Source organism: Pseudomonas sp. LB3P25 (assembly GCF_054897985.1).
On the sequence record NZ_CM142711.1, the window covers coordinates 6,593,415 to 6,613,257 of the forward strand.

At 58.5% G+C, this 19,843-nt stretch carries 17 protein-coding genes; 14 read left to right on the forward strand and 3 right to left on the reverse strand.

What is annotated here, in order from left to right; all coding sequences use genetic code 11:
- Positions 1–19 precede the first annotated feature (19 nt).
- From ACYZTW_RS30450 to ACYZTW_RS30500, 11 genes are all read left to right on the forward strand, one after another.
- Positions 20–2,845, forward strand: a complete 2,826-nt coding sequence (locus tag ACYZTW_RS30450; protein ID WP_462002960.1) for an LPS-assembly protein LptD — start codon at positions 20–22, stop codon at positions 2,843–2,845.
- On the forward strand, positions 2,826–4,142 hold the full coding sequence (gene surA / locus ACYZTW_RS30455) for a peptidylprolyl isomerase SurA (RefSeq protein ID WP_462002961.1): 1,317 nt from the start codon (positions 2,826–2,828) through the stop codon (positions 4,140–4,142). Before ACYZTW_RS30450 ends, surA begins: the two co-directional genes overlap by 20 nt.
- Positions 4,139–5,128 (forward strand): 4-hydroxythreonine-4-phosphate dehydrogenase PdxA, encoded by a 990-nt coding sequence (gene pdxA, locus ACYZTW_RS30460; protein WP_462002962.1) that lies wholly within the window; start codon positions 4,139–4,141, stop codon positions 5,126–5,128. The genes surA and pdxA overlap by 4 nt, the downstream gene beginning before the upstream one ends.
- The gene (gene rsmA, locus ACYZTW_RS30465) at positions 5,125–5,943 is read left to right on the forward strand and encodes a 16S rRNA (adenine(1518)-N(6)/adenine(1519)-N(6))-dimethyltransferase RsmA (RefSeq protein WP_462002963.1); all 819 of its coding nucleotides are present in this window, start codon (positions 5,125–5,127) and stop codon (positions 5,941–5,943) included. The genes pdxA and rsmA overlap by 4 nt, the downstream gene beginning before the upstream one ends.
- Positions 5,944–6,066: 123 nt before the next feature.
- Complete coding sequence (apaG, locus tag ACYZTW_RS30470) at positions 6,067–6,447, forward strand: Co2+/Mg2+ efflux protein ApaG (protein ID WP_462002964.1); 381 nt, start codon at positions 6,067–6,069, stop codon at positions 6,445–6,447.
- Positions 6,447–7,328 (forward strand): symmetrical bis(5'-nucleosyl)-tetraphosphatase, encoded by an 882-nt coding sequence (locus ACYZTW_RS30475; RefSeq protein ID WP_462002965.1) that lies wholly within the window; start codon positions 6,447–6,449, stop codon positions 7,326–7,328. Before apaG ends, ACYZTW_RS30475 begins: the two co-directional genes overlap by 1 nt.
- 33 nt (positions 7,329–7,361) lie before the next feature.
- Positions 7,362–7,691 (forward strand): thiosulfate sulfurtransferase GlpE, encoded by a 330-nt coding sequence (glpE, locus tag ACYZTW_RS30480; protein WP_046045372.1) that lies wholly within the window; start codon positions 7,362–7,364, stop codon positions 7,689–7,691.
- A 296-nt stretch (positions 7,692–7,987) separates the two neighbouring features.
- Positions 7,988–9,910 (forward strand): PrkA family serine protein kinase, encoded by a 1,923-nt coding sequence (locus ACYZTW_RS30485; protein WP_033056218.1) that lies wholly within the window; start codon positions 7,988–7,990, stop codon positions 9,908–9,910.
- 201 nt (positions 9,911–10,111) lie between these two features.
- On the forward strand, positions 10,112–11,383 hold the full coding sequence (locus tag ACYZTW_RS30490) for a YeaH/YhbH family protein (protein WP_095127215.1): 1,272 nt from the start codon (positions 10,112–10,114) through the stop codon (positions 11,381–11,383).
- Positions 11,380–12,942, forward strand: coding sequence for a SpoVR family protein (locus ACYZTW_RS30495; RefSeq protein WP_462002966.1), 1,563 nt, complete (start codon positions 11,380–11,382; stop codon positions 12,940–12,942). The genes ACYZTW_RS30490 and ACYZTW_RS30495 overlap by 4 nt, the downstream gene beginning before the upstream one ends.
- A gap of 63 nt (positions 12,943–13,005) precedes the next feature.
- The gene (locus ACYZTW_RS30500) at positions 13,006–14,229 is read left to right on the forward strand and encodes a multifunctional CCA addition/repair protein (protein WP_462002967.1); all 1,224 of its coding nucleotides are present in this window, start codon (positions 13,006–13,008) and stop codon (positions 14,227–14,229) included.
- 102 nt (positions 14,230–14,331) lie between these two features.
- Here the strand turns inward: ACYZTW_RS30500 and folK are convergent, their stop codons facing one another.
- Both folK and folB read right to left on the reverse strand, forming a co-directional pair.
- The gene (gene folK / locus ACYZTW_RS30505; RefSeq protein ID WP_462002968.1) at positions 14,332–14,850 is read right to left on the reverse strand and encodes a 2-amino-4-hydroxy-6-hydroxymethyldihydropteridine diphosphokinase; all 519 of its coding nucleotides are present in this window, start codon (positions 14,848–14,850) and stop codon (positions 14,332–14,334) included.
- Positions 14,841–15,197 carry a dihydroneopterin aldolase gene (folB, locus tag ACYZTW_RS30510; RefSeq protein ID WP_008008297.1) on the reverse strand — a complete coding sequence of 119 codons (357 nt, stop codon included), beginning with the start codon at positions 15,195–15,197 and terminating at the stop codon, positions 14,841–14,843. The genes folK and folB overlap by 10 nt, the downstream gene beginning before the upstream one ends.
- 74 nt (positions 15,198–15,271) lie before the next feature.
- Here folB and plsY point away from each other — a divergent pair, with 74 nt between their 5' ends.
- Positions 15,272–15,841, forward strand: a complete 570-nt coding sequence (plsY, locus tag ACYZTW_RS30515) for a glycerol-3-phosphate 1-O-acyltransferase PlsY (protein WP_008147193.1) — start codon at positions 15,272–15,274, stop codon at positions 15,839–15,841.
- A 35-nt stretch (positions 15,842–15,876) separates the two neighbouring features.
- Here the strand turns inward: plsY and tsaD are convergent, their stop codons facing one another.
- Positions 15,877–16,902, reverse strand: a complete 1,026-nt coding sequence (tsaD, locus tag ACYZTW_RS30520; protein WP_046045367.1) for a tRNA (adenosine(37)-N6)-threonylcarbamoyltransferase complex transferase subunit TsaD — start codon at positions 16,900–16,902, stop codon at positions 15,877–15,879.
- A 199-nt stretch (positions 16,903–17,101) separates the two neighbouring features.
- On the opposite strand from tsaD, the gene rpsU reads away from it, so the two are divergent.
- The gene (rpsU, locus tag ACYZTW_RS30525) at positions 17,102–17,317 is read left to right on the forward strand and encodes a 30S ribosomal protein S21 (RefSeq protein WP_002551877.1); all 216 of its coding nucleotides are present in this window, start codon (positions 17,102–17,104) and stop codon (positions 17,315–17,317) included.
- Between the two features lie 482 nt (positions 17,318–17,799).
- A complete protein-coding gene (gene dnaG, locus ACYZTW_RS30530; RefSeq protein ID WP_462002969.1) occupies positions 17,800–19,779 on the forward strand; it encodes a DNA primase in 1,980 nt (659 codons plus the stop codon).
- Positions 19,780–19,843: the final 64 nt, after the last annotated feature.

Here is a 19,843-nt window from a genome sequence, read left to right on the forward strand (position 1 = left end):
GGAAGCCCGGACTAATAAGATGGCATTGAAATCCCCCGCGTTTCGTAAAAAATTTCCGTTGTTGGTTACCGGCAGTCTGCTGGCCCTGCAACCTCTAGCCACTTCGTTCGTGGTCGCCGCGGAACAGTATGACTGCTCAGTCTCTGCTTCGGGTGCCTGGAACTGTGCGCCAAAATCTCCAGCAGCTGCGCTGCCACCGCGTCCCGTCCATGACGGCAGTGCGGCGGTAAGCACGAGCGGCGAGACTCCGGCCGACAGCGGTTCCAGTCAAGACACCGGCCCTAAGCCTGTGCTGGTGACCGAATCCAAGGGCCGCGGGCTAAAATCGCGTAGCGAAGACTACAGCCACCTCGATTGGGTTCCGCGCGAGAAGCTCACTGCAGCGCAATTGGCCGAAACCGGTCCTTACTGCTCTGGTTCCTATATCGAACCGATTCGTCCTGGCATGAATGACAAGACGAATAAAAGTGACGCTCCGACCTTTCTTGGCGCCAAAGCCTCTCGCTATAAGCAGGATGAGCAGATCGCGACCCTGGCCGGTGACGTGGTCATGCGCCAGGGCAGCATGCAGGTCGAAGCCGACGAAGCGAACCTCTACCAGGCTGAAAGCCGTGGCGAACTGAGCGGCAACGTCCGTGTTCGCGACAACGGCGCACTGATCGTGGGCGACCACGCCGACGTGCAGCTCGACACCGGTGAAGCCAAGGTCGACAACGCCGAATACGTGATGCACAAATCCCGTATCCGAGGCAATGCGCTGTACGCCAAACGTGCCGAGAACGCGATCATCCGCCTCAAGGATGGTACGTACACCACGTGTGAACCGAACAGCAACGCCTGGCAGCTCAAGGGCAACAACATCACCTTGAACCCGGCGACCGGCTTCGGTACAGCGACCAACGTGACACTGCGGGTCAAAGACATTCCGGTCCTGTACACGCCGTACATCTATTTCCCGATCGATGACCGTCGCCAGTCCGGCTTCCTGCCGCCGACTATCGGCACCGGCAGCGATACCGGCTTCATGCTGGTCACACCGTATTACTTCAACCTGGCACCGAACTACGATGCCACGTTGTACCCGCGCTACATGGCCAAGCACGGGCTGTTGATGGAAGGCGAGTTCCGTTACCTGACCCCGTCCAGCGAAGGTCAGTTCGGCGCCGCGTACCTCAACGACGAAGACACCGATCGCAAGCTGCAGACCGACTACGAAAAAACCCGGTACATGTACAACTGGCAGCACAAGGGTGGTCTCGACTCGCGCGTCTTCACGCAAGTCGACTACACCAAGATCAGCGATCCGTATTACTTCCAGGATCTGCAGACTGACCAGATTGGCGTGAAAAGCGCGGATTACGTGAATCAGCAGGGTTCTGTCAGCTATCGGGGCGACAGCTATGTCGCTCGCATCAACGCTCAGGCTTATCAGCTGGCGACCGTTTCAAACATCACGCCGTATGACCGCTTGCCGCAGATCACCTTTGATGGTGCGCTGCCGGTACATCCGGGCGGCCTGGATTTCGCATACAACACGGAAATCGTGCGGTTTGATCGGGATTTGAAAACCGGCAATTTCGTAGATGAAGATGGCGGGCCGCTTAATGCGGATGGCACCACCGGTACTCCACGTCTTGATACCAACGTTTTCGGCCTGGCCCGGGCCAACGGCAATCGCCTCAACGTAGCTCCGGTTGTCAGCTATCCGATGAATGCAAGTTATGGCTTCCTGAAACCATCGCTCAAATATCAATACACCCAGTACGACCTGGATCTCGATAACAAGGGCAAAGCTGACATCGCCAGCCAAGGCGCTGAAGGCGATCGACTCAACGGCACCTTCGGCAGCAACCAAAGCCGTGGCGTGCCAATCGCCAGCATCGATAGCGGCCTGTACTTCGATCGCAACACCAACTGGTTCGGCAAGAACTATCGCCAGACCCTGGAACCGCGTCTGTACTATCTCTATGTACCTGAGAAAGACCAGACCGACATTCCAGTCTTCGACACCGCCGAATACACCTTCAACTACGCGTCGCTGTTCCGTGACAACCGTTTCTCCGGCTCCGACCGCGTCGGCGACGAGAACAAACTGTCTCTGGGCATAACCAACCGCTGGATCGAAGACAATGGCTTCGAACGTCAACGCATCAGCGTCGGCCAGGCCTTGTACTTCAAGGACCGCGAAGTCCAGTTGCCGGGGATCGATGCCAAAACCCGCGACGATGCGCATGCCAACGTTTCGCCTTATGCACTGGAATACGAATACCGCTGGAACCGCGATTGGCGCACCACAGCCGATTACAACTGGGACCCGGACAGCCGCAGCCCTCGCTCGGGCAGCGCGATGTTCCACTACCAGCCTGAAGACAACCCGAACAAGGTCATCAACGCTGGCTATCGCTATCGCAATGACCAGGTCCGTTACGACCAAAACACCGGTAAATGGTCGGTGGGCGGCGGTGACTATGGCACCCCGGGGCAGCCTGGCTTCGTGAAGGACTACTACAAGATCAAGCAGCACGATTTCTCGGTGATCTGGCCAATCGTGCCGCAGTGGAACGCCATCAGCCGCTGGCAGTATGACTACAACCGTAACCGTACCCTGGAAGCCTTTGGTGGTTTCGAGTACGACAACTGCTGCTGGAAACTGCGTTTGATCAACCGCTACTTCGTCGACTACGACGAATTTAGCCAGGACGCTCCGCAAAACGAAAAAGGCGACCACGGCGTCTTCCTACAAATCGTTCTGAAAGGTCTCGGCGGCCTCACCGGCGCCAAAGTAGAGAGCTTCCTCGACAAAGGCATCCAAGGTTATCGTGAACGTGAAGACCAAGCTTTCTGATTGTCTGCGCCCGCTAGTGTTGGGCGCGTTGTTCCTGGGTACCGCAGCGAACGCTGCGGTACAGTCCATTGATAAAGTGGTGGCCATTGTCGACAACGACGTGGTCATGCAGAGCCAACTGGACCAACGTGTCCATGAAGTTCAGCAAACCATCGCCAAACGCGGTGCAGCCGCGCCACCGGCCGGCGTGCTGGATCAGCAGGTGCTTGAGCGTCTGATCGTCGAAAACCTGCAACTGCAGATCGGTGAGCGCTCCGGTATCCGCATCACCGATGAAGAACTGAACCAGGCTGTCGGCACCATTGCCCAGCGCAACAATATGACTTTGGATCAATTCCGCGCCGCCCTGACTCACGATGGTCTGTCCTACGACGACGCCCGTGACCAGATTCGTCGCGAAATGATCATCAGCCGTGTGCGTCAGCGTCGTGTGGCCGAACGCATCCAGGTCTCCGAGCAGGAAGTGAAAAACTTCCTCGCTTCCGACCTTGGCAAAATGCAATTGTCAGAAGAGTTCCGCCTGGCCAACATCCTGATTCCTACGCCGGAAAGCGCCAACTCCGACGCCATTCAGAATGCCGCCAAGCAAGCCGACGCGGTTTACCAGCAGCTCAAGCAAGGCGCTGACTTCGGTCAGTTGGCAATCGCCAAATCCGCCAGCGAAACCGCACTGGAAGGTGGCGACATGGGCTGGCGTAAAGCCGGTCAATTGCCACCACCGTTCGATCGCATGCTGAGCACTATGGCTGTCGGTGACATTACCCAGCCAATGCGTACGCCGGGCGGCTTCATCATCCTGAAGATCCTCGACAAGCGTGGCGGTGAGACCCAGACGCGTGACGAAGTGCACGTGCGTCATATCCTGGTCAAACCGAGCCCGATCCGCGACGAAGCAAAAACCAAGGCTCTGGCTCAGTCGCTCTACTCCCGTATAGAAGCGGGCGAAGATTTCGGCGAACTGGCGAAAAGCTTCTCGGAAGATCCGGGTTCCGCCCTCAACGGTGGTGACCTGAACTGGATCGACCCGAATGCTTTGGTGCCTGAATTCCGCGAAGTGATGGCCAAGACCCCGCAAGGTCAGCTGTCCAAGCCGTTCCAGACCCAATACGGCTGGCACGTTCTGGAAGTCCTTGGCCGTCGCGCCACTGACAGCACCACCCAGGCCCGTGAGCAGCAAGCAATGACCGTATTGCGTAACCGCAAATACGACGAAGAGCTGCAAACCTGGCTGCGTCAGATCCGTGACGAAGCGTACGTAGAGATCAAACTCCCTGGTGCAAACCAGGCAGCGCAGTGAAACCCAAACGTTTCGCGCTGACACCCGGCGAACCGGCCGGTATAGGTCCTGACCTGTGCCTGCTGCTCGCCTCGCAAGCCCAGCCACATCCCCTGATTGCCATTACCAGCCGCGACCTGCTCCTTGAGCGGGCCGTGCAGCTGGGGGTGGCTGTCGATTTGCTGCCGGTAACCCCGGACAACTGGCCAGATGTACCCGCGCCAGCCAACAGCCTGTATGTCTGGGATACACCGCTCAACGCCAAGGTCACTGCCGGGCAACTGGACAAGGCCAACGCGGCTTTCGTCCTTGAAACCCTGACCCGAGCTGGCCAAGGCTGCCTGGACGGGCATTTTGCCGGCATGATCACGGCCCCCGTGCACAAGGGCGTGATCAATGAATCCGGGATCGCGTTTTCCGGGCACACAGAGTTTCTCGCCGACCTGACTCATACCGCACAAGTCGTGATGATGCTCGCCACCCGCGGATTGCGCGTGGCGCTGGTCACCACTCACCTGCCTCTTCGCGAGATTGCCGATGCGATCACGCCGGAGCGACTGGAACGGGTCACGCGAATTCTGCACGCCGACCTGCAAGAAAAATTCGGCATTGCCCAGCCACGCATCCTCGTGTGTGGGCTCAACCCCCATGCCGGCGAAGGCGGACACCTGGGCCATGAAGAAATCGACATCATCGAACCTACATTAGAGCGCTTGCGCGGCGAAGGAATGGACCTCCGTGGCCCCCTGCCCGCCGACACTCTGTTTACCCCCAAATATCTGGAGCACTGCGATGCGGTGCTGGCGATGTACCACGACCAGGGCCTGCCTGTGCTGAAGTACAAAGGCTTCGGCGCGGCTGTCAATGTGACCCTCGGCTTGCCGATCATCCGCACATCGGTCGACCACGGCACTGCCCTGGACCTGGCTGGAAGCGGAAAAATCGATACTGGCAGCCTGCAAGTCGCCCTGGAAACCGCCTACCAGATGGCCGAGACCCGTTTATGACCGAGCATTACCAACACCGGGCGCGCAAGCGTTTCGGCCAAAACTTCCTGCACGACGCTGGCGTTATCGACCGCATCCTGCGCGCCATCCGCGCCAAGCCCGAAGACCGCCTGCTGGAAATCGGCCCTGGCCAGGGTGCGCTGACTGAAGGCCTGCTTAACAGCGGTGCCCAGTTGGACGTGGTAGAACTGGACAAGGATCTGATCCCGATCCTCAACCAGCAATTCGCCGGCAAGAGCAACTTCAACCTGCACCAGGGCGACGCACTGAAGTTCGACTTCAACAGCCTGAACGCTGCGCCGAATAGCCTGCGGGTGGTCGGCAACCTGCCGTATAACATCTCTACGCCGCTGATTTTTCACCTGTTGCATAACGCCAGCCTGATTCGCGACATGCATTTCATGCTGCAAAAAGAAGTGGTCGAGCGCCTCGCGGCAGGCCCTGGTGGTGGTGACTGGGGTCGCTTGTCGATCATGGTTCAGTACCACTGCCGGGTTGAACATTTGTTCAACGTTGGCCCGGGCGCGTTCAATCCGCCGCCCAAAGTCGATTCGGCCATCGTGCGCCTGGTGCCCCACGCGGTGCTGCCACACCCAGCCAAGGATCACAAGCTGTTAGAGCGTGTTGTGCGTGAAGCCTTTAACCAGCGCCGCAAGACCCTGCGCAACACCCTCAAGCTGCTGCTGAGCAACGCTGAAATCGAAGCCGCTGGCGTTGATGGCAGCCTGCGTCCCGAACAGCTCGATCTGGCCGCCTTCGTGCGCCTGGCCGACAAGCTCAGCGAACAAGTCCTACAGATGCCCGCCGCTGACTGACAGGCTATGAGCGTTATCGGGTAGGACACCAGCCTTCATGTCTGGTTTACTACCCGATACTTGGCCTAGACTGAGTTCTATCAGCTACGCCCCGCGTTCCGCTTCGTTTTTAAGGCCTCTTGCATGTCCGATCCTCGTTATCAGGTCGACGTCAGCGTCGTCACCCGCTATCTGGCAGAACAATCGCAACCCGAGCACAATCGCTTTGCCTTCGCCTACACCATCACCGTGCACAACAATGGCGAGCTACCAGCCAAACTATTGTCGCGGCACTGGGTGATCACCGACGGTGACGGGCATGTCGAGGAGGTTCGCGGTGCCGGCGTCGTGGGTTTGCAGCCGCTGATCCAGGCAGGTGAAAACCACACCTACAGCAGCGGCACGGTCATGACCACCAAGGTCGGCACCATGCAGGGCACTTACCAGATGCTTGCCGATGACGGCAAACACTTCGACGCCATCATCGCCCCATTCCGCCTGGCGGTGCCCGGAGCCCTGCACTGATGGCAACGTACGCCGTCGGCGATCTGCAAGGCTGCCTTCAAGCATTGCAATGCCTGCTCAAGCAAGTCGCCTTCGACCCGACACGGGATCGTCTGTGGCTGGTGGGCGATCTGGTCAACCGTGGCCCGCAGTCCCTGGACACTTTGCGTTTCCTCTATAGCATCCGCGAATCGCTGGTGTGTGTGCTCGGCAACCATGATCTGCACTTACTGGCCGCCGGGAAAAACATCGAACGCTTGAAGAAGTCCGACACCCTGCTCGAGATTCTCGCGGCGCCCGATTGTGCGGAACTGCTGGAGTGGCTGCGTCAGCAAAAGCTCATGCACTACGACGAACAGCGCGATGTCGCCCTGGTACACGCTGGCATTCCGCCCCAGTGGTCACTGCGCAAGGCCTTGAAGTATGCCGGCGAAGTCGAGACTGCGCTGCGCGACGATAACCTGCTCCCGGCCTACCTCGATGGCATGTACGGCAACGACCCGGCGAAATGGGACAACGATCTCAAAGGCGTGACCCGCCTGCGGGTGATCACCAACTATTTCACCCGCATGCGGTTTTGCACCGCCGAGGGCAAGCTTGACCTTAAAAGCAAGGAAGGCCTCGACAATGCGCCACCAGGCTACAAACCCTGGTTCCAGCACAAAGAGCGCAAGACCAAGGGCCTGAAGATCATCTTCGGCCACTGGGCCGCGCTGGAAGGTCGGTGCAACGAACCGGGCATCTCGGCCCTCGATACCGGCTGTGTCTGGGGTGGCGCCTTGACCCTGATGAATGTCGACAGCGGTGAGCGCCTGTCCTGTCAATGCGACGAGCACGGCCTTGCGCTGCCGCCAGTCGCCCCACTTAGACCCGAACCATCGTCAGCCAGCGCCCCGCGCTAGACTGCGCTTTCAGCCGAGCCACAGGAGCCCGCCATGAGCGAATTCAAACGTATCCCCCCAGAACAGGCCCAGGCCCTGCGCGAACAAGGCGCGGTGGTGGTCGATGTCCGCGATCCTGCGACCTTTGCCGCGTTGCACATCGCCGGATCGAAGCATCTGGACAACGTTTCCATCTCGGATTTCATCCGCGCCGCCGACCTTGATGCACCGACGGTAGTGGTCTGCTATCACGGCAATTCCAGCCAGAGCGCAGCGGCGTACCTGATCAGCCAGGGCTTCTCCGACGTCTACAGCATGGATGGCGGTTTTGAGCTGTGGCGTACGACTTATCCTTCGGAAACGGCGCAAGGCACTTCCGAATAATATTTTTGTAACGCGCAAGCCCCGGCCCCCGCGGGCTCGCGCGGTGGCAGACGAACGGTCTGCCACAACTAATTACGTATCTCGCCTTTACCTGCCGAATTCCCAACTATCCTTAAGCGCAGGCCATCCAAAACAGGGGAGAGCCGGTACACCGGCGCGCGGGTCATCGGGAGTAGCTTTCGGGGTAGTCAGCTTCGAAAGAGTTCTGGGGGGTAAACAGCGACTGCATATTCGGTCGCTGCCAGCATCGACTGAATGATCCGGCGTCGGCTCCACGTATCGAGCGAGGTGACGTCATGAGTATCTTTAGCCACTTCCAACAACGCTTCGAGTCCACACGCCAGGAAGAACTCTCGCTGCAAGAGTATCTTGAGCTGTGCAAAAGCGACCGCAGCGCCTACGCCTCCGCCGCCGAGCGTCTGTTACTGGCCATCGGTGAACCGGAGCTGCTCGACACCTCCGCCAACTCGAGGCTGTCGCGAATCTTTTCCAACAAGGTGATCCGCCGCTATCCGGCCTTTGAAGACTTCCACGGGATGGAAGAATGCATCGACCAGATCGTGTCGTATTTCCGCCATGCCGCTCAGGGCCTGGAAGAGAAGAAACAGATTCTTTACTTGCTCGGCCCCGTGGGTGGCGGTAAATCGTCCCTGGCCGAAAAGCTGAAACAGCTGATTGAAAAAGTGCCCTTCTACGCGATCAAGGGCTCGCCGGTATTCGAATCACCTCTGGGTCTGTTCAACGCCACTGAAGATGGCGCGATCCTTGAGGAAGACTTCGGCATCCCACGGCGCTACCTCAACACCATCATGTCGCCATGGGCGACCAAACGCCTGGCCGAATTCGGCGGCGACATCAGCCAGTTCCGGGTGGTGAAGCTCTACCCGTCGATCCTCAACCAGATCGCCGTGGCCAAAACCGAGCCGGGAGATGAAAACAACCAGGACATCTCGGCACTGGTGGGCAAAGTCGACATCCGCAAACTCGAAGAATTCCCGCAGAACGACGCCGACGCCTACAGCTACTCGGGCGCCCTGTGCCGGGCCAACCAGGGCCTGATGGAATTCGTCGAAATGTTCAAGGCACCGATCAAGGTGCTGCACCCACTGCTGACCGCCACTCAGGAAGGCAACTACAACAGTACCGAAGGTCTGGGGGCGATTCCGTTTACCGGGATCCTGCTGGCCCACTCCAACGAATCGGAATGGCACACCTTCCGCAACAACAAGAACAACGAAGCCTTCATCGACCGGATCTACATCGTCAAAGTGCCGTACTGCCTGCGGGTCAGCGACGAAGTGAAGATCTACGACAAACTCTTGTTCAACAGCTCCCTGGCCAAGGCACACTGCGCGCCTGACACCCTGAAAATGCTCGCCCAGTTCACCGTACTCTCGCGCCTCAAGGAGCCGGAAAACTCCAACATCTACTCCAAGATGCGCGTGTATGACGGCGAAAACCTCAAGGACACCGATCCGAAGGCCAAGTCGATCCAGGAATACCGCGACAACGCGGGTGTCGACGAAGGCATGAACGGCCTGTCGACCCGTTTCGCGTTCAAGATCCTGTCGAAAGTGTTCAACTTCGATCCGCACGAAATCGCCGCCAACCCGGTGCACTTGCTCTACGTGCTGGAACAACAGATCGAGCAGGAACAATTCCAGGCCGAGACCCGCGAACGCTATCTGCGCTTCCTCAAGGAGTACCTGGCACCGCGTTACATCGAATTCATCGGCAAGGAAATCCAGACCGCCTACCTCGAGTCTTACAGCGAGTACGGCCAGAACATCTTCGATCGCTACGTGCTATACGCCGACTTCTGGATCCAGGACCAGGAATACCGCGACCCGGAAACCGGCGAGATCCTCAACCGCGTAGCGCTGAACGAAGAATTGGAGAAAATCGAAAAACCGGCCGGCATCAGCAATCCGAAGGATTTCCGCAACGAAATAGTCAACTTCGTGCTGCGCGCCCGGGCCAACAACAACGGCAAGAACCCGACATGGCTCAGCTACGAAAAACTGCGGGTGGTCATCGAGAAAAAAATGTTCTCCAACACCGAGGATCTTCTGCCAGTCATCAGCTTCAATGCCAAGGCCAGCAAAGAGGACCAGCAAAAGCACAACGACTTCGTCACACGGATGGTCGAGCGGGGCTACACCGACAAACAGGTCCGACTGCTGTCCGAGTGGTACCTGCGGGTCAGAAAATCACAATAACCCGCTGCCGGTCAGACCGGTTGTCGTCAGCCAGAGGCCTGTGTACGCATTTTCTGTTACACAGACCTCTGAAGGTGTTCGAAAGTCGGTAGCGAGGTTCAGGCGGCGTCCAAAAGCGCTTGGGGGAGCGTTAACATCCCTTGGCACGGTCGATGCTGCATAACCGCTCGCCCCTTTCAGGACAGCTTCTAAGGAGCAGTCATGAGCTATGTGATCGACCGACGTCTCAATGGCAAGAACAAGAGCACGGTGAACCGTCAGCGGTTTCTGCGGCGTTACCGTGATCACATCAAAAAGGCTGTCGAAGAGGCGGTCAGCCGGCGCTCCATTACCGATATGGAACACGGCGAACAGATCAGCATCCCCGGCCGCGACATTGACGAGCCGGTGCTTCACCACGGTCGCGGTGGCAAGCAGACTGTCGTGCACCCGGGCAACAAGGAATTCACCAGCGGCGAGCACATTGCCCGCCCGCCCGGAGGTGGCGGTGGCAGAGGCCCCGGCAAGGCCGGCAATTCGGGCGAAGGGATGGACGAATTCGTCTTCCAGATCACCCAGGAGGAATTCCTCGAGTTCATGTTCGAGGACCTTGAGCTGCCGAACCTGGTCAAGCGTAACCTGACCGGCACCGACACCTTCAAGACTGTTCGTGCCGGGATCAGTAACGAGGGCAATCCGTCGCGGATCAACATCATCCGTACCTTGCGCTCGGCCCACGCACGGCGAATCGCCCTGTCTGGCAGCAGCCGGGCAAAACTGCGCGAAGCCAAAGAAGAACTGCTGCGACTCAAGCGGGATGAGCCAGACAACTTCGGCGATATTCAGAAAATCGAAGCAGAAATCGAAAAACTCAGTGCGCGCATTCATCGCGTACCGTTCCTCGACACCTTCGACCTCAAGTACAACCTGCTGATCAAGCAACCCAACCCCAGTTCCAAGGCAGTGATGTTCTGCCTGATGGACGTGTCCGGTTCCATGACCCAAGCGACCAAGGACATCGCCAAGCGCTTCTTTATCCTGCTGTACCTGTTTCTCAAGCGTAACTACGACAAGATCGACGTCGTGTTCATCCGCCACCACACCAGTGCCCGGGAAGTGGATGAAGAAGAGTTTTTCTACTCCCGCGAAACCGGCGGCACCATCGTTTCCAGCGCATTGAAACTGATGCAGGAAATCATGGCCGAACGCTATCCGAGCAACGAGTGGAACATCTATGCCGCCCAGGCCTCTGACGGCGATAACTGGAACGACGACTCGCCGATCTGTCGCGACATACTGATCAACCAGATCATGCCGTTCGTGCAGTACTACACTTACGTTGAGATCACCCCGCGCGAACACCAGGCCCTGTGGTTCGAGTACGAACGCATCGCCGAAGCCTTCTCTGACACTTTTGCCCAGCAGCAACTGGTCTCGGCCGGGGATATCTATCCGGTCTTCCGTGAACTCTTCCAGCGCAGGTTAGTGACATGACCGCCAAAGAGCAGAAGCGCCAACCCATTTCCACCGGCTCCGAATGGACGTTCGAGCTGATCCAGGCCTACGACAAAGAAATCAGTCGTCTGGCGGCTCGCTACGCGCTCGATACTTACCCCAACCAGATCGAAGTGATCACCGCCGAGCAGATGATGGACGCCTACGCCTCCGTCGGCATGCCGCTGGGTTATCACCATTGGTCCTACGGCAAACACTTCCTCAGCACCGAGAAATCCTACAGCCGTGGGCAGATGGGGCTAGCCTACGAGATCGTGATCAACTCGGACCCCTGCATTGCCTATTTGATGGAAGAAAACACCATCTGCATGCAGGCATTGGTCGTCGCCCATGCCTGCTACGGGCACAACAGCTTTTTCAAAGGCAACTACCTGTTCCGCACCTGGACTGACGCCAGTTCAATCATCGATTACCTGGTCTTCGCCAAGCAGTACATCATGCAGTGCGAAGAGCGCCACGGTATCGACGCGGTCGAGGACTTGCTGGATTCCTGCCACGCCCTGATGAACTACGGGGTTGATCGCTACAAACGCCCGTATCCGATTTCTGCTGAAGAAGAGCGCCGTCGGCAAAAGGACCGGGAAGAGCATTTGCAGAAACAGATCAACGATCTGTGGCGGACCATTCCAAAAGGTGCGGACAAGTACAGCGACAAGGACAACGCGCGCTTCCCCGCCGAACCTCAGGAAAATATCCTCTACTTCATCGAAAAACACGCACCGCTGCTGGAGCCATGGCAGCGGGAAATCGTGCGGATCGTGCGCAAGATTGCCCAGTATTTCTATCCGCAACGCCAGACTCAGGTGATGAACGAAGGCTGGGCCACGTTCTGGCATTACACCCTGATGAACGACCTATATGACGAAGGCCTGGTTACCGACGGCTTCATGATGGAGTTTCTGACGTCCCACACCAGCGTGGTCTATCAACCCGGCTTCGACAGTCCCTACTACAACGGTATCAACCCCTACACTCTGGGTTTTGCCATGTACCGGGACATCCGCCGCATGTGTGAAAACCCTACCGAAGAGGATTACCGCTGGTTCCCTGAGATCGCTGGGACCGACTGGCTGTCGAGCATCAAATTCGCCATGAGCAGTTTCAAGGATGAGAGTTTCATCCTCCAGTACCTGTCACCCAAGGTGATCCGCGACCTGAAGCTGTTCAGCATTCTCGATGACGACCAGAAAGATGACCTGCTGGTCCCGGCGATTCATGACGAAGATGGTTACCGGATCATCCGTGAAACCCTGGCGGCGCAATACAACCTCGGCAACCGTGAACCCAACGTGCAGATCTACAGCATCGACCGGCGTGGTGACCGCTCCCTGACCCTGCGTCACCAGCAACATGACCGAAAACCGCTGGGCGAGTCCACCGAGGAAGTACTCAAGCACCTCCATCGGCTCTGGGGCTTCGACATTCACCTGGAAACCCTGCAAGGGGATCAGGTGATGAAAACCCATCACGTTCCGCCCAGAGGTGAACACGGCGAAGGGGATTACGGCCGGCTGGACCTGGCTGTCATCCATCTTTGATCCTGTTTCTGCCTCCGAAAGTTCGACGCAACGGTTATTCTGTCGAGCTAACGGAGGTTTTTTATGCAGATTTATAAAGTCGGTGGTGCGGTACGTGATCGCCTGCTGGGCAAGCCAGTCACCGATATCGACTGGGTCGTGGTCGGCGCCACCACTGAGGAAATGCTCGCCAAGGGCTTTCGCCCGGTGGGCGCGGACTTCCCGGTGTTTCTTCACCCAAAAAGCGGTGAGGAGTACGCCCTCGCCCGGACCGAGCGCAAAAGCGGACGCGGTTACGGCGGCTTTACTTTTCACGCCAGCCCCGAAGTCACCCTCGAAGAAGACCTGATCCGTCGTGACCTGACCATCAATGCCATGGCCGAAGACGATCAGCAGAACCTGACCGATCCTTATCATGGCCAACGCGATCTCGAGGATCGCCTCCTGCGCCACGTTTCCCCTTCGTTCGCCGAAGATCCCCTCAGGGTTCTGCGCGTTGCCCGCTTCGCCGCTCGGTATGCCGAACTCGGCTTCACCGTCGCACCTGAGACTCTGGAACTGATGCACCAACTTAGCGAGTCAGGTGAACTGGAAGCCTTGACCGCCGAACGCAGCTGGAAAGAAATCTCCCGCGCATTGATGGAAGATCAGCCTCAGGTGTTCATTGAGGTGCTGCGCGAGTGTGGCGCGCTCAAGGTGCTGATGCCGGAGGTCGATGCGCTGTTCGGCGTACCGCAACCGGAAGCCCACCACCCGGAAATCGACACAGGCGTGCACACCCTGAGCGTGCTGGAGCAAGCGGCGAAACATAAACAACCACTCACCGTGCGCTGGGCCTGCCTGTTGCACGACCTCGGCAAGGGACTGACGCCCGAGGAGGAATGGCCCCGACACATTGCCCACGAGCACAAAGGCCTGAAGTTAATCAAAGCGGTCAACGAACGCTTCAAGGCGCCGAGGGATTGCCAGGAACTGGCGCTGCTGGTGGGCGAATATCACACCCATGGCCATCGCGCCCTGGAGCTGAAAGCGTCGACCTTGTTGGAGTTGCTGCAGAGTTTCGACATCTACCGCCGACCGCAGCGGTTCGAGGAATTTATTGCGGCATGCGAGATGGACGCGCGTGGACGCAAAGGTCTGGAGCAGAGAAGTTATCCACAGGCGGATTATTTGCGCGGGGCGGCGAATGCGGCTCGGACCGTGGCAGTTCAGCCATTGCTGGAGAAAGGATTCAAAGGGCCGGAGCTGGGTGAGGCGATCAAGCGTGAGCGGCTCAAGGCATTGAAGGCTTACAAAGAAAAAGCCTAAGCAAGAGCAAAAGATCGCAGCCTTCGGCAGCTCCTACAGGGCGCACATCAATCCATGTAGGAGCTGCCGAAGGTTCGGGCCGCGTTCGGACGATCTTTTGCTTTACAGCAAATCTGAGGGCGTCAGCTGCTTACCACGCCACTCAAAAGCCACCGGCGCCAACACCTGATCAATCTGCGCCTGGCGCCACAACGTCGCAAAGCTCTTGCCTACACCCGGATGCACGCGATCCGGTGCGATCAGCGATAACGGCCACAGCACGAAGGCGTTTTTCAGAATTTCTGCCCGCGGCAGGATCAAGCCATCAAAGTTGCCCACCAGATCGCCGAACAGCAGCACGTCGATATCCAGCGGCAACCCCTTGCGATCCGGCGCATAACGGCCGTTGTCCGCCTCGATGAATTTCAGCCGGCGATCCAGCTCCATCAGCGGCAAATCGGTAAAAGCCGACACCACAAAATTGAAGAACGGCCCGCTCTTGATCCCCACCGGCTGGCTTTCGAACACCGCCGAGCAGCGTATATCCACCAGGAAACCTGCCAAGGCTTCCAGGCCAGCCTGCAAATGGGATTCACGCTCGATATTGCTACCGAGCCCGAGATACACCTGAGTCAGCGACATCCGCGCTCGATCTCCACGCCCACACCGCCCGTGGCAGCCGGGATGGCACCTGGCTTGGTCAGCTTGAGGCGCATCCATGTGATGTTGAATTCGCTCATCAGGACTTCAGCCAGACGCTCGGCGAAGGTCTCGACCAACTGGAACTGCGCCTGCTCGGCAAACGCCTGGATGCGCGACGAAACGCTCGCGTAATCGAGCGCCAGTGTCAGGTCATCACCGGCGGCGGCTGGGCGATTGTCCCAGGCGAAACTCAGATCAAGACGCAAGCACTGTCGGATGCCTCGCTCCCAGTCGTAGGCACCAATCACGGTGTCGACTTCCAGGCCCTCGATAAACACTCTGTCCAAGCACTTTTCTCCGCTGCACGACAAGGGCGCAATGCGCCGTTAGAATCAGGGCGTCCTTGCCCGGAATAGTTAGCATGTTTTGGTTACTGGCGACCCTCGCCTACCTGCTCGGCTCTCTGTCCTTCGCCATTTTGCTCAGCCGCCTGACCGGTAACCCCGATCCGCGAATGAGTGGCTCCGGCAATGCCGGCGCCACCAATATGTTGCGCCTGGCCGGCAAGAAACTCGCCGTCCTGACCTTGATCGGGGACCTCTTCAAAGGCCTGCTACCCGTACTTATCGCCGGCGTTGCGGGTCTTTCGCTTCAGGAACAGGCCTGGATTGGCGTCTGCGCCGTTATCGGCCACCTGTTCCCGCTGTACTTTCGCTTTCGCGGTGGCAAGGGTGTCGCCACCTCAGCCGGCATGCTGCTGGGCCTCTACCCGCCCGCCGCACTGCTGGCGGTTTGCGCCTGGCTGCTGACGTTCTACCTGACTCGCACCAGCTCACTGGCGGCCTTGATCGCCACACCGCTGACCCTACCGCTGCTGGCCTGGCAAGAACCGGCGGCACTGCTGCCCATGAGCGCACTCACGGGTCTGATCGTCTGGCGCCATCGCGGCAATCTACGCGACCTGTTTGCCGGGCGCGAACGGCATTTTTAAATACCGGGCATGAGCGCGGCTCATCCCGCACATCATCACAGCGCCGACAATTGCTCCATCGGCCAACGCGCCTGCACGCTGATCGCCAGGCTTTCGTGCTGACCGGCCTGTAAGCGCTGGCAGCCGGCAAACGCAATCATCGCGCCATTGTCGGTGCAGAACTCCGGACGGGCATAAAAAACATCGCCCTTCATGTCGCCGAGCATCTTCTCCAGCGAAGTACGCAGCGCCTTGTTGGCGCTGACGCCCCCAGCGATCACCAGACGCTTCATGCCCGCCTGTTTCAGGGCGCGCTTGCACTTGATGGTCAAAGTCTCCACCACGGCCTGCTGGAACGCCAGCGAGATGTCGCAACGGGCTTGCTCGCTGTCGTCCCCGGCGCTGACGCTCTGCTGCCAGGTGTTAAGGGCGAAGGTTTTCAAGCCACTGAAACTGAAAGCCAGGCCCGGACGGTCGCACATCGGACGCGGGAAAGTGAAACGTCCTGCAACCCCTTGCTCCGCCAGGCGCGCGATTTCCGGGCCACCCGGATAATTGAGGCCCATCATCTTCGCGGTCTTGTCAAAAGCTTCGCCGGCGGCATCGTCGAGGGTCTCGCCCAAAAGCGTGTATTGACCGATCCCGTCAACCTGAACCAGCTGCGTATGACCGCCCGACACCAACAAAGCGACGAACGGGAATTCAGGCGGCTGCGACTCCAGCATGGGCGCCAGCAAGTGCCCTTCCATGTGGTGCACACCCAGCGCCGGAATGCCCCAGGCAAAGGCCAGCGCCTGAGCACAGGAGGCGCCCACCAGCAAGGCACCGACCAGGCCGGGACCCGCGGTATAAGCGATGGCGTCGATCTCGGTCGGCACACAGTCGGCTTCAGCCAACACCTGACGAATCAAGGGCAGCATGCGTTTGACGTGGTCACGCGAGGCCAGCTCCGGCACCACGCCGCCATAGGCGCGGTGCAGGTCGATCTGGCTGAACAGCGCGTCGGCCAGCAGGCCGCGTTCACTGTCATATAATGCGACACCGGTTTCGTCGCAGGAGGTTTCTAATCCCAGTACTAGCATGGGTTTGCGCCTTGTTTAGGCTGAATTCGAAGGCGCGCATAATAGTCGCCACGTGATGCCCCGACCAGCGGTTTTCGATCAGAGGCTTTGCATTCCGAGCGATGAGGGGTTAACATCCGCAACCCTTAAAAACCGACGTCTTCAAGTGCTCTTTTGCCACGAGGATGTTGACCCCGGTAATGAATGAAGGTAGCTCTGGATGCCAGCCGTCAAAGTAAAAGAGAACGAACCCTTCGACGTAGCTCTGCGTCGTTTCAAGCGCTCCTGCGAAAAAGCCGGTGTACTGGCTGAAGTTCGTAGCCGCGAATTCTACGAGAAGCCTACTTCTGAGCGTAAGCGCAAAGCAGCAGCCGCTGTTAAGCGTCACGCCAAGAAAGTTCAGCGCGAACAGCGCCGCGCCGTTCGTCTGTACTAATACACAGACGTTCGTAGCAAGCTTCTGCCAAGCCCGGCCCTCAGCCGGGCTAATGGCATTTGCGGAAAACGCTTGATGCTTCACCGTCAAAGCCGCACACGCGACCGAGACAAATCTGCTTCACAGCGTCAGACCTGGCTCTTTTGCCAGCGGTGCACGTCTTTTCTGACGAGCCTTCCAAGGCTACTGACGAGCACACCCACTGATTCCTCTCACGACGATCAGCCCAAGGCACCTTCTTGCGTGCCAGTTTATGAGCTATCCGAGGCCATCGACGGGCCGCAGCCGGATTCAGCGCAACACTTTCAAATAGTCGAATACTGATTGGTACTAACGTCAGTGGATTTTCGGCAGATACACTTCCCGACAGCGAATACGCAGACGACACTGGTCGAGCCGCACACTTTGCGCGCCTCAAACAACGACCTGCGTTCGGCCGCTCTTTGTTTTGGGTCCATTTCAGCGCAGATGACGAGAACGCCATGGCCGGGCTAATTCCCCAGAGCTTCATTGACGACCTTCTGAACCGCACCGACATCGTCGATGTGGTCAGCTCGCGCCTGCAAATGAAAAAAGCCGGCAAGAATTACACCGCCTGCTGCCCGTTTCACAAAGAGAAAACCCCCTCCTTCAGCGTCAGCCCCGACAAGCAGTTCTACTACTGCTTCGGCTGCGGCGCCGGCGGCAATGCCCTCGGCTTCATGATGGACCACGACAACCTGGATTTCGTCCAGGCTGTCGAAGAACTGGCCAAAGCCGCCGGCATGGAAATCCCCCGCGAAGAAAGCGGACGGCCGCACAAACCACGGCAGCCGACCGATTCGCCGCTCTACCCGCTGCTCACCGCCGCCGCCGACTTTTACCGCCAGGCACTGAAAAACCATCCATCGCGAAAAGCGGCTGTGGATTACTTGAAAGGTCGCGGACTGACCGGTGAAATCGCCCGTGACTTCGGCCTCGGCTTTGCCCCGCCCGGCTGGGACAATCTGTTCAAGCACTTGAGCAGCGACACTCTGCAACAGAAAGCCATGATCGATGCCGGCCTGCTGATCGAGAACGCCGAAACCGGCAAACGCTATGACCGCTTCCGCGATCGCGTGATGTTCCCGATCCGCGACAGCCGCGGGCGAATCATCGCTTTCGGCGGCCGGGTATTGGGCGACGACAAGCCGAAATACCTGAACTCACCGGAAACCCCGGTATTCCATAAGGGCCAGGAACTCTACGGCCTTTACGAAGCACGCAAAAACAACCGCAACCTCGACGAAATCATCGTCGTCGAAGGTTACATGGACGTCATCGCCCTCGCCCAGCAAGGCCTGCGCAATGCTGTCGCGACCCTGGGTACCGCCACCAGCGAAGAGCACTTGAAGCGACTGTTTCGCGTCGTGCCCAACGTGCTGTTCTGTTTCGACGGAGACCAGGCAGGTCGAAATGCCGCCTGGCGAGCATTGGAGGCGGCGTTGCCGAGCCTGCAGGACGGGCGGCGCGCACGCTTTCTGTTCCTCCCTGAAGGCGAAGACCCGGATACGCTGGTCCGCTCCGAAGGCACTGATGCCTTCCGCGCACGGATCAACCAGCATGCCCAACCATTAGCGGATTATTTTTTTCAACAGCTGACCGAGGAGTCGGACCCACGCTCGCTCGAAGGCAAGGCCCACATGGCCACCCTCGCCGCGCCGCTGATCGACAAAGTCCCGGGTGCGAACCTGCGCATCCTGATGCGGCAGCGCCTGACCGAAATTACCGGGCTTAGCGGTGAAGCCGTCAGTCAGCTGGTGCAAAGCGCTCCTCAGGATGCCCCACCGGCGTACGACCCCGGCATCGATTACGACGCCATGCCCGATTACAGCGACTACCATCAGCCACAGGCACAAGAGATGTACGTGCCGCAGCAGGAATGGACGCCGAAAAAACCCGGTGCAGGCGGCAAGAAGTGGGACAAGAAGCCGTGGGACAAGAACGGCAAACGCGGTGGTGATCGCGACCAACATAGCGCCCCACGCACACCGATCGCTGTCGAAGCGCCAACGCTGATTGCGCTGCGCACCCTCATTCATCACCCGGAACTGGCGGGCAAGGTAGAAACCGCCGATCACTTCGCGAATGAGAGCAACACGTACGCGCAACTGCTGGTAGCCCTCATCGGGGCGGTGCAGAAAAATCCTAAGCTAAACTCTATTCAGTTGATGGCCCGCTGGCATGGGACTGAACAGGGGCGCCTGCTCAAGGCTTTGGCGGAAAAGGAATGGCTGATTGACGGCGACAACCTTGAACAACAGTTTTTAGACACCATTACTAGGTTATCGGCAAGTCAACACACGGATAGCCTGGAAGTACTTATCAGGAAAGCAAGGCAGCCAGGATTGACTGCGGAGGAAGCAAATCAGATAGCAAATCAGATGCGCGACCTATTAAAACGCAATATGGCTGTATCAGACCCGACCTCAACTGGCGCGTGAGGTCATAGCTCAGGTATAATCCTCGGCTTGTTTTTTGCCCGCCAAGACCTTCAGTGGATAGGGT

What these genes read in the sequence shown, in the direction of transcription:
- ACYZTW_RS30450 (WP_462002960.1), top strand. Translation starts at nt 20, where the DNA reads ATGGCATTGAAATCCCCCGCGTTTCGTAAAAAATTTCCGTTGTTGGTT.
- rsmA (WP_462002963.1), top strand. Translation starts at nt 5,125, where the DNA reads ATGACCGAGCATTACCAACACCGGGCGCGCAAGCGTTTCGGCCAAAAC.
- apaG (WP_462002964.1), top strand. Translation starts at nt 6,067, where the DNA reads ATGTCCGATCCTCGTTATCAGGTCGACGTCAGCGTCGTCACCCGCTAT.
- ACYZTW_RS30475 (WP_462002965.1), top strand. Translation starts at nt 6,447, where the DNA reads ATGGCAACGTACGCCGTCGGCGATCTGCAAGGCTGCCTTCAAGCATTG.
- glpE (WP_046045372.1), top strand. Translation starts at nt 7,362, where the DNA reads ATGAGCGAATTCAAACGTATCCCCCCAGAACAGGCCCAGGCCCTGCGC.
- ACYZTW_RS30485 (WP_033056218.1), top strand. Translation starts at nt 7,988, where the DNA reads ATGAGTATCTTTAGCCACTTCCAACAACGCTTCGAGTCCACACGCCAG.
- ACYZTW_RS30490 (WP_095127215.1), top strand. Translation starts at nt 10,112, where the DNA reads ATGAGCTATGTGATCGACCGACGTCTCAATGGCAAGAACAAGAGCACG.
- ACYZTW_RS30495 (WP_462002966.1), top strand. Translation starts at nt 11,380, where the DNA reads ATGACCGCCAAAGAGCAGAAGCGCCAACCCATTTCCACCGGCTCCGAA.
- ACYZTW_RS30500 (WP_462002967.1), top strand. Translation starts at nt 13,006, where the DNA reads ATGCAGATTTATAAAGTCGGTGGTGCGGTACGTGATCGCCTGCTGGGC.
- folK (WP_462002968.1), bottom strand. Translation starts at nt 14,850, where the DNA reads ATGTCGCTGACTCAGGTGTATCTCGGGCTCGGTAGCAATATCGAGCGT.
- plsY (WP_008147193.1), top strand. Translation starts at nt 15,272, where the DNA reads ATGTTTTGGTTACTGGCGACCCTCGCCTACCTGCTCGGCTCTCTGTCC.
- tsaD (WP_046045367.1), bottom strand. Translation starts at nt 16,902, where the DNA reads ATGCTAGTACTGGGATTAGAAACCTCCTGCGACGAAACCGGTGTCGCA.
- rpsU (WP_002551877.1), top strand. Translation starts at nt 17,102, where the DNA reads ATGCCAGCCGTCAAAGTAAAAGAGAACGAACCCTTCGACGTAGCTCTG.
- dnaG (WP_462002969.1), top strand. Translation starts at nt 17,800, where the DNA reads ATGGCCGGGCTAATTCCCCAGAGCTTCATTGACGACCTTCTGAACCGC.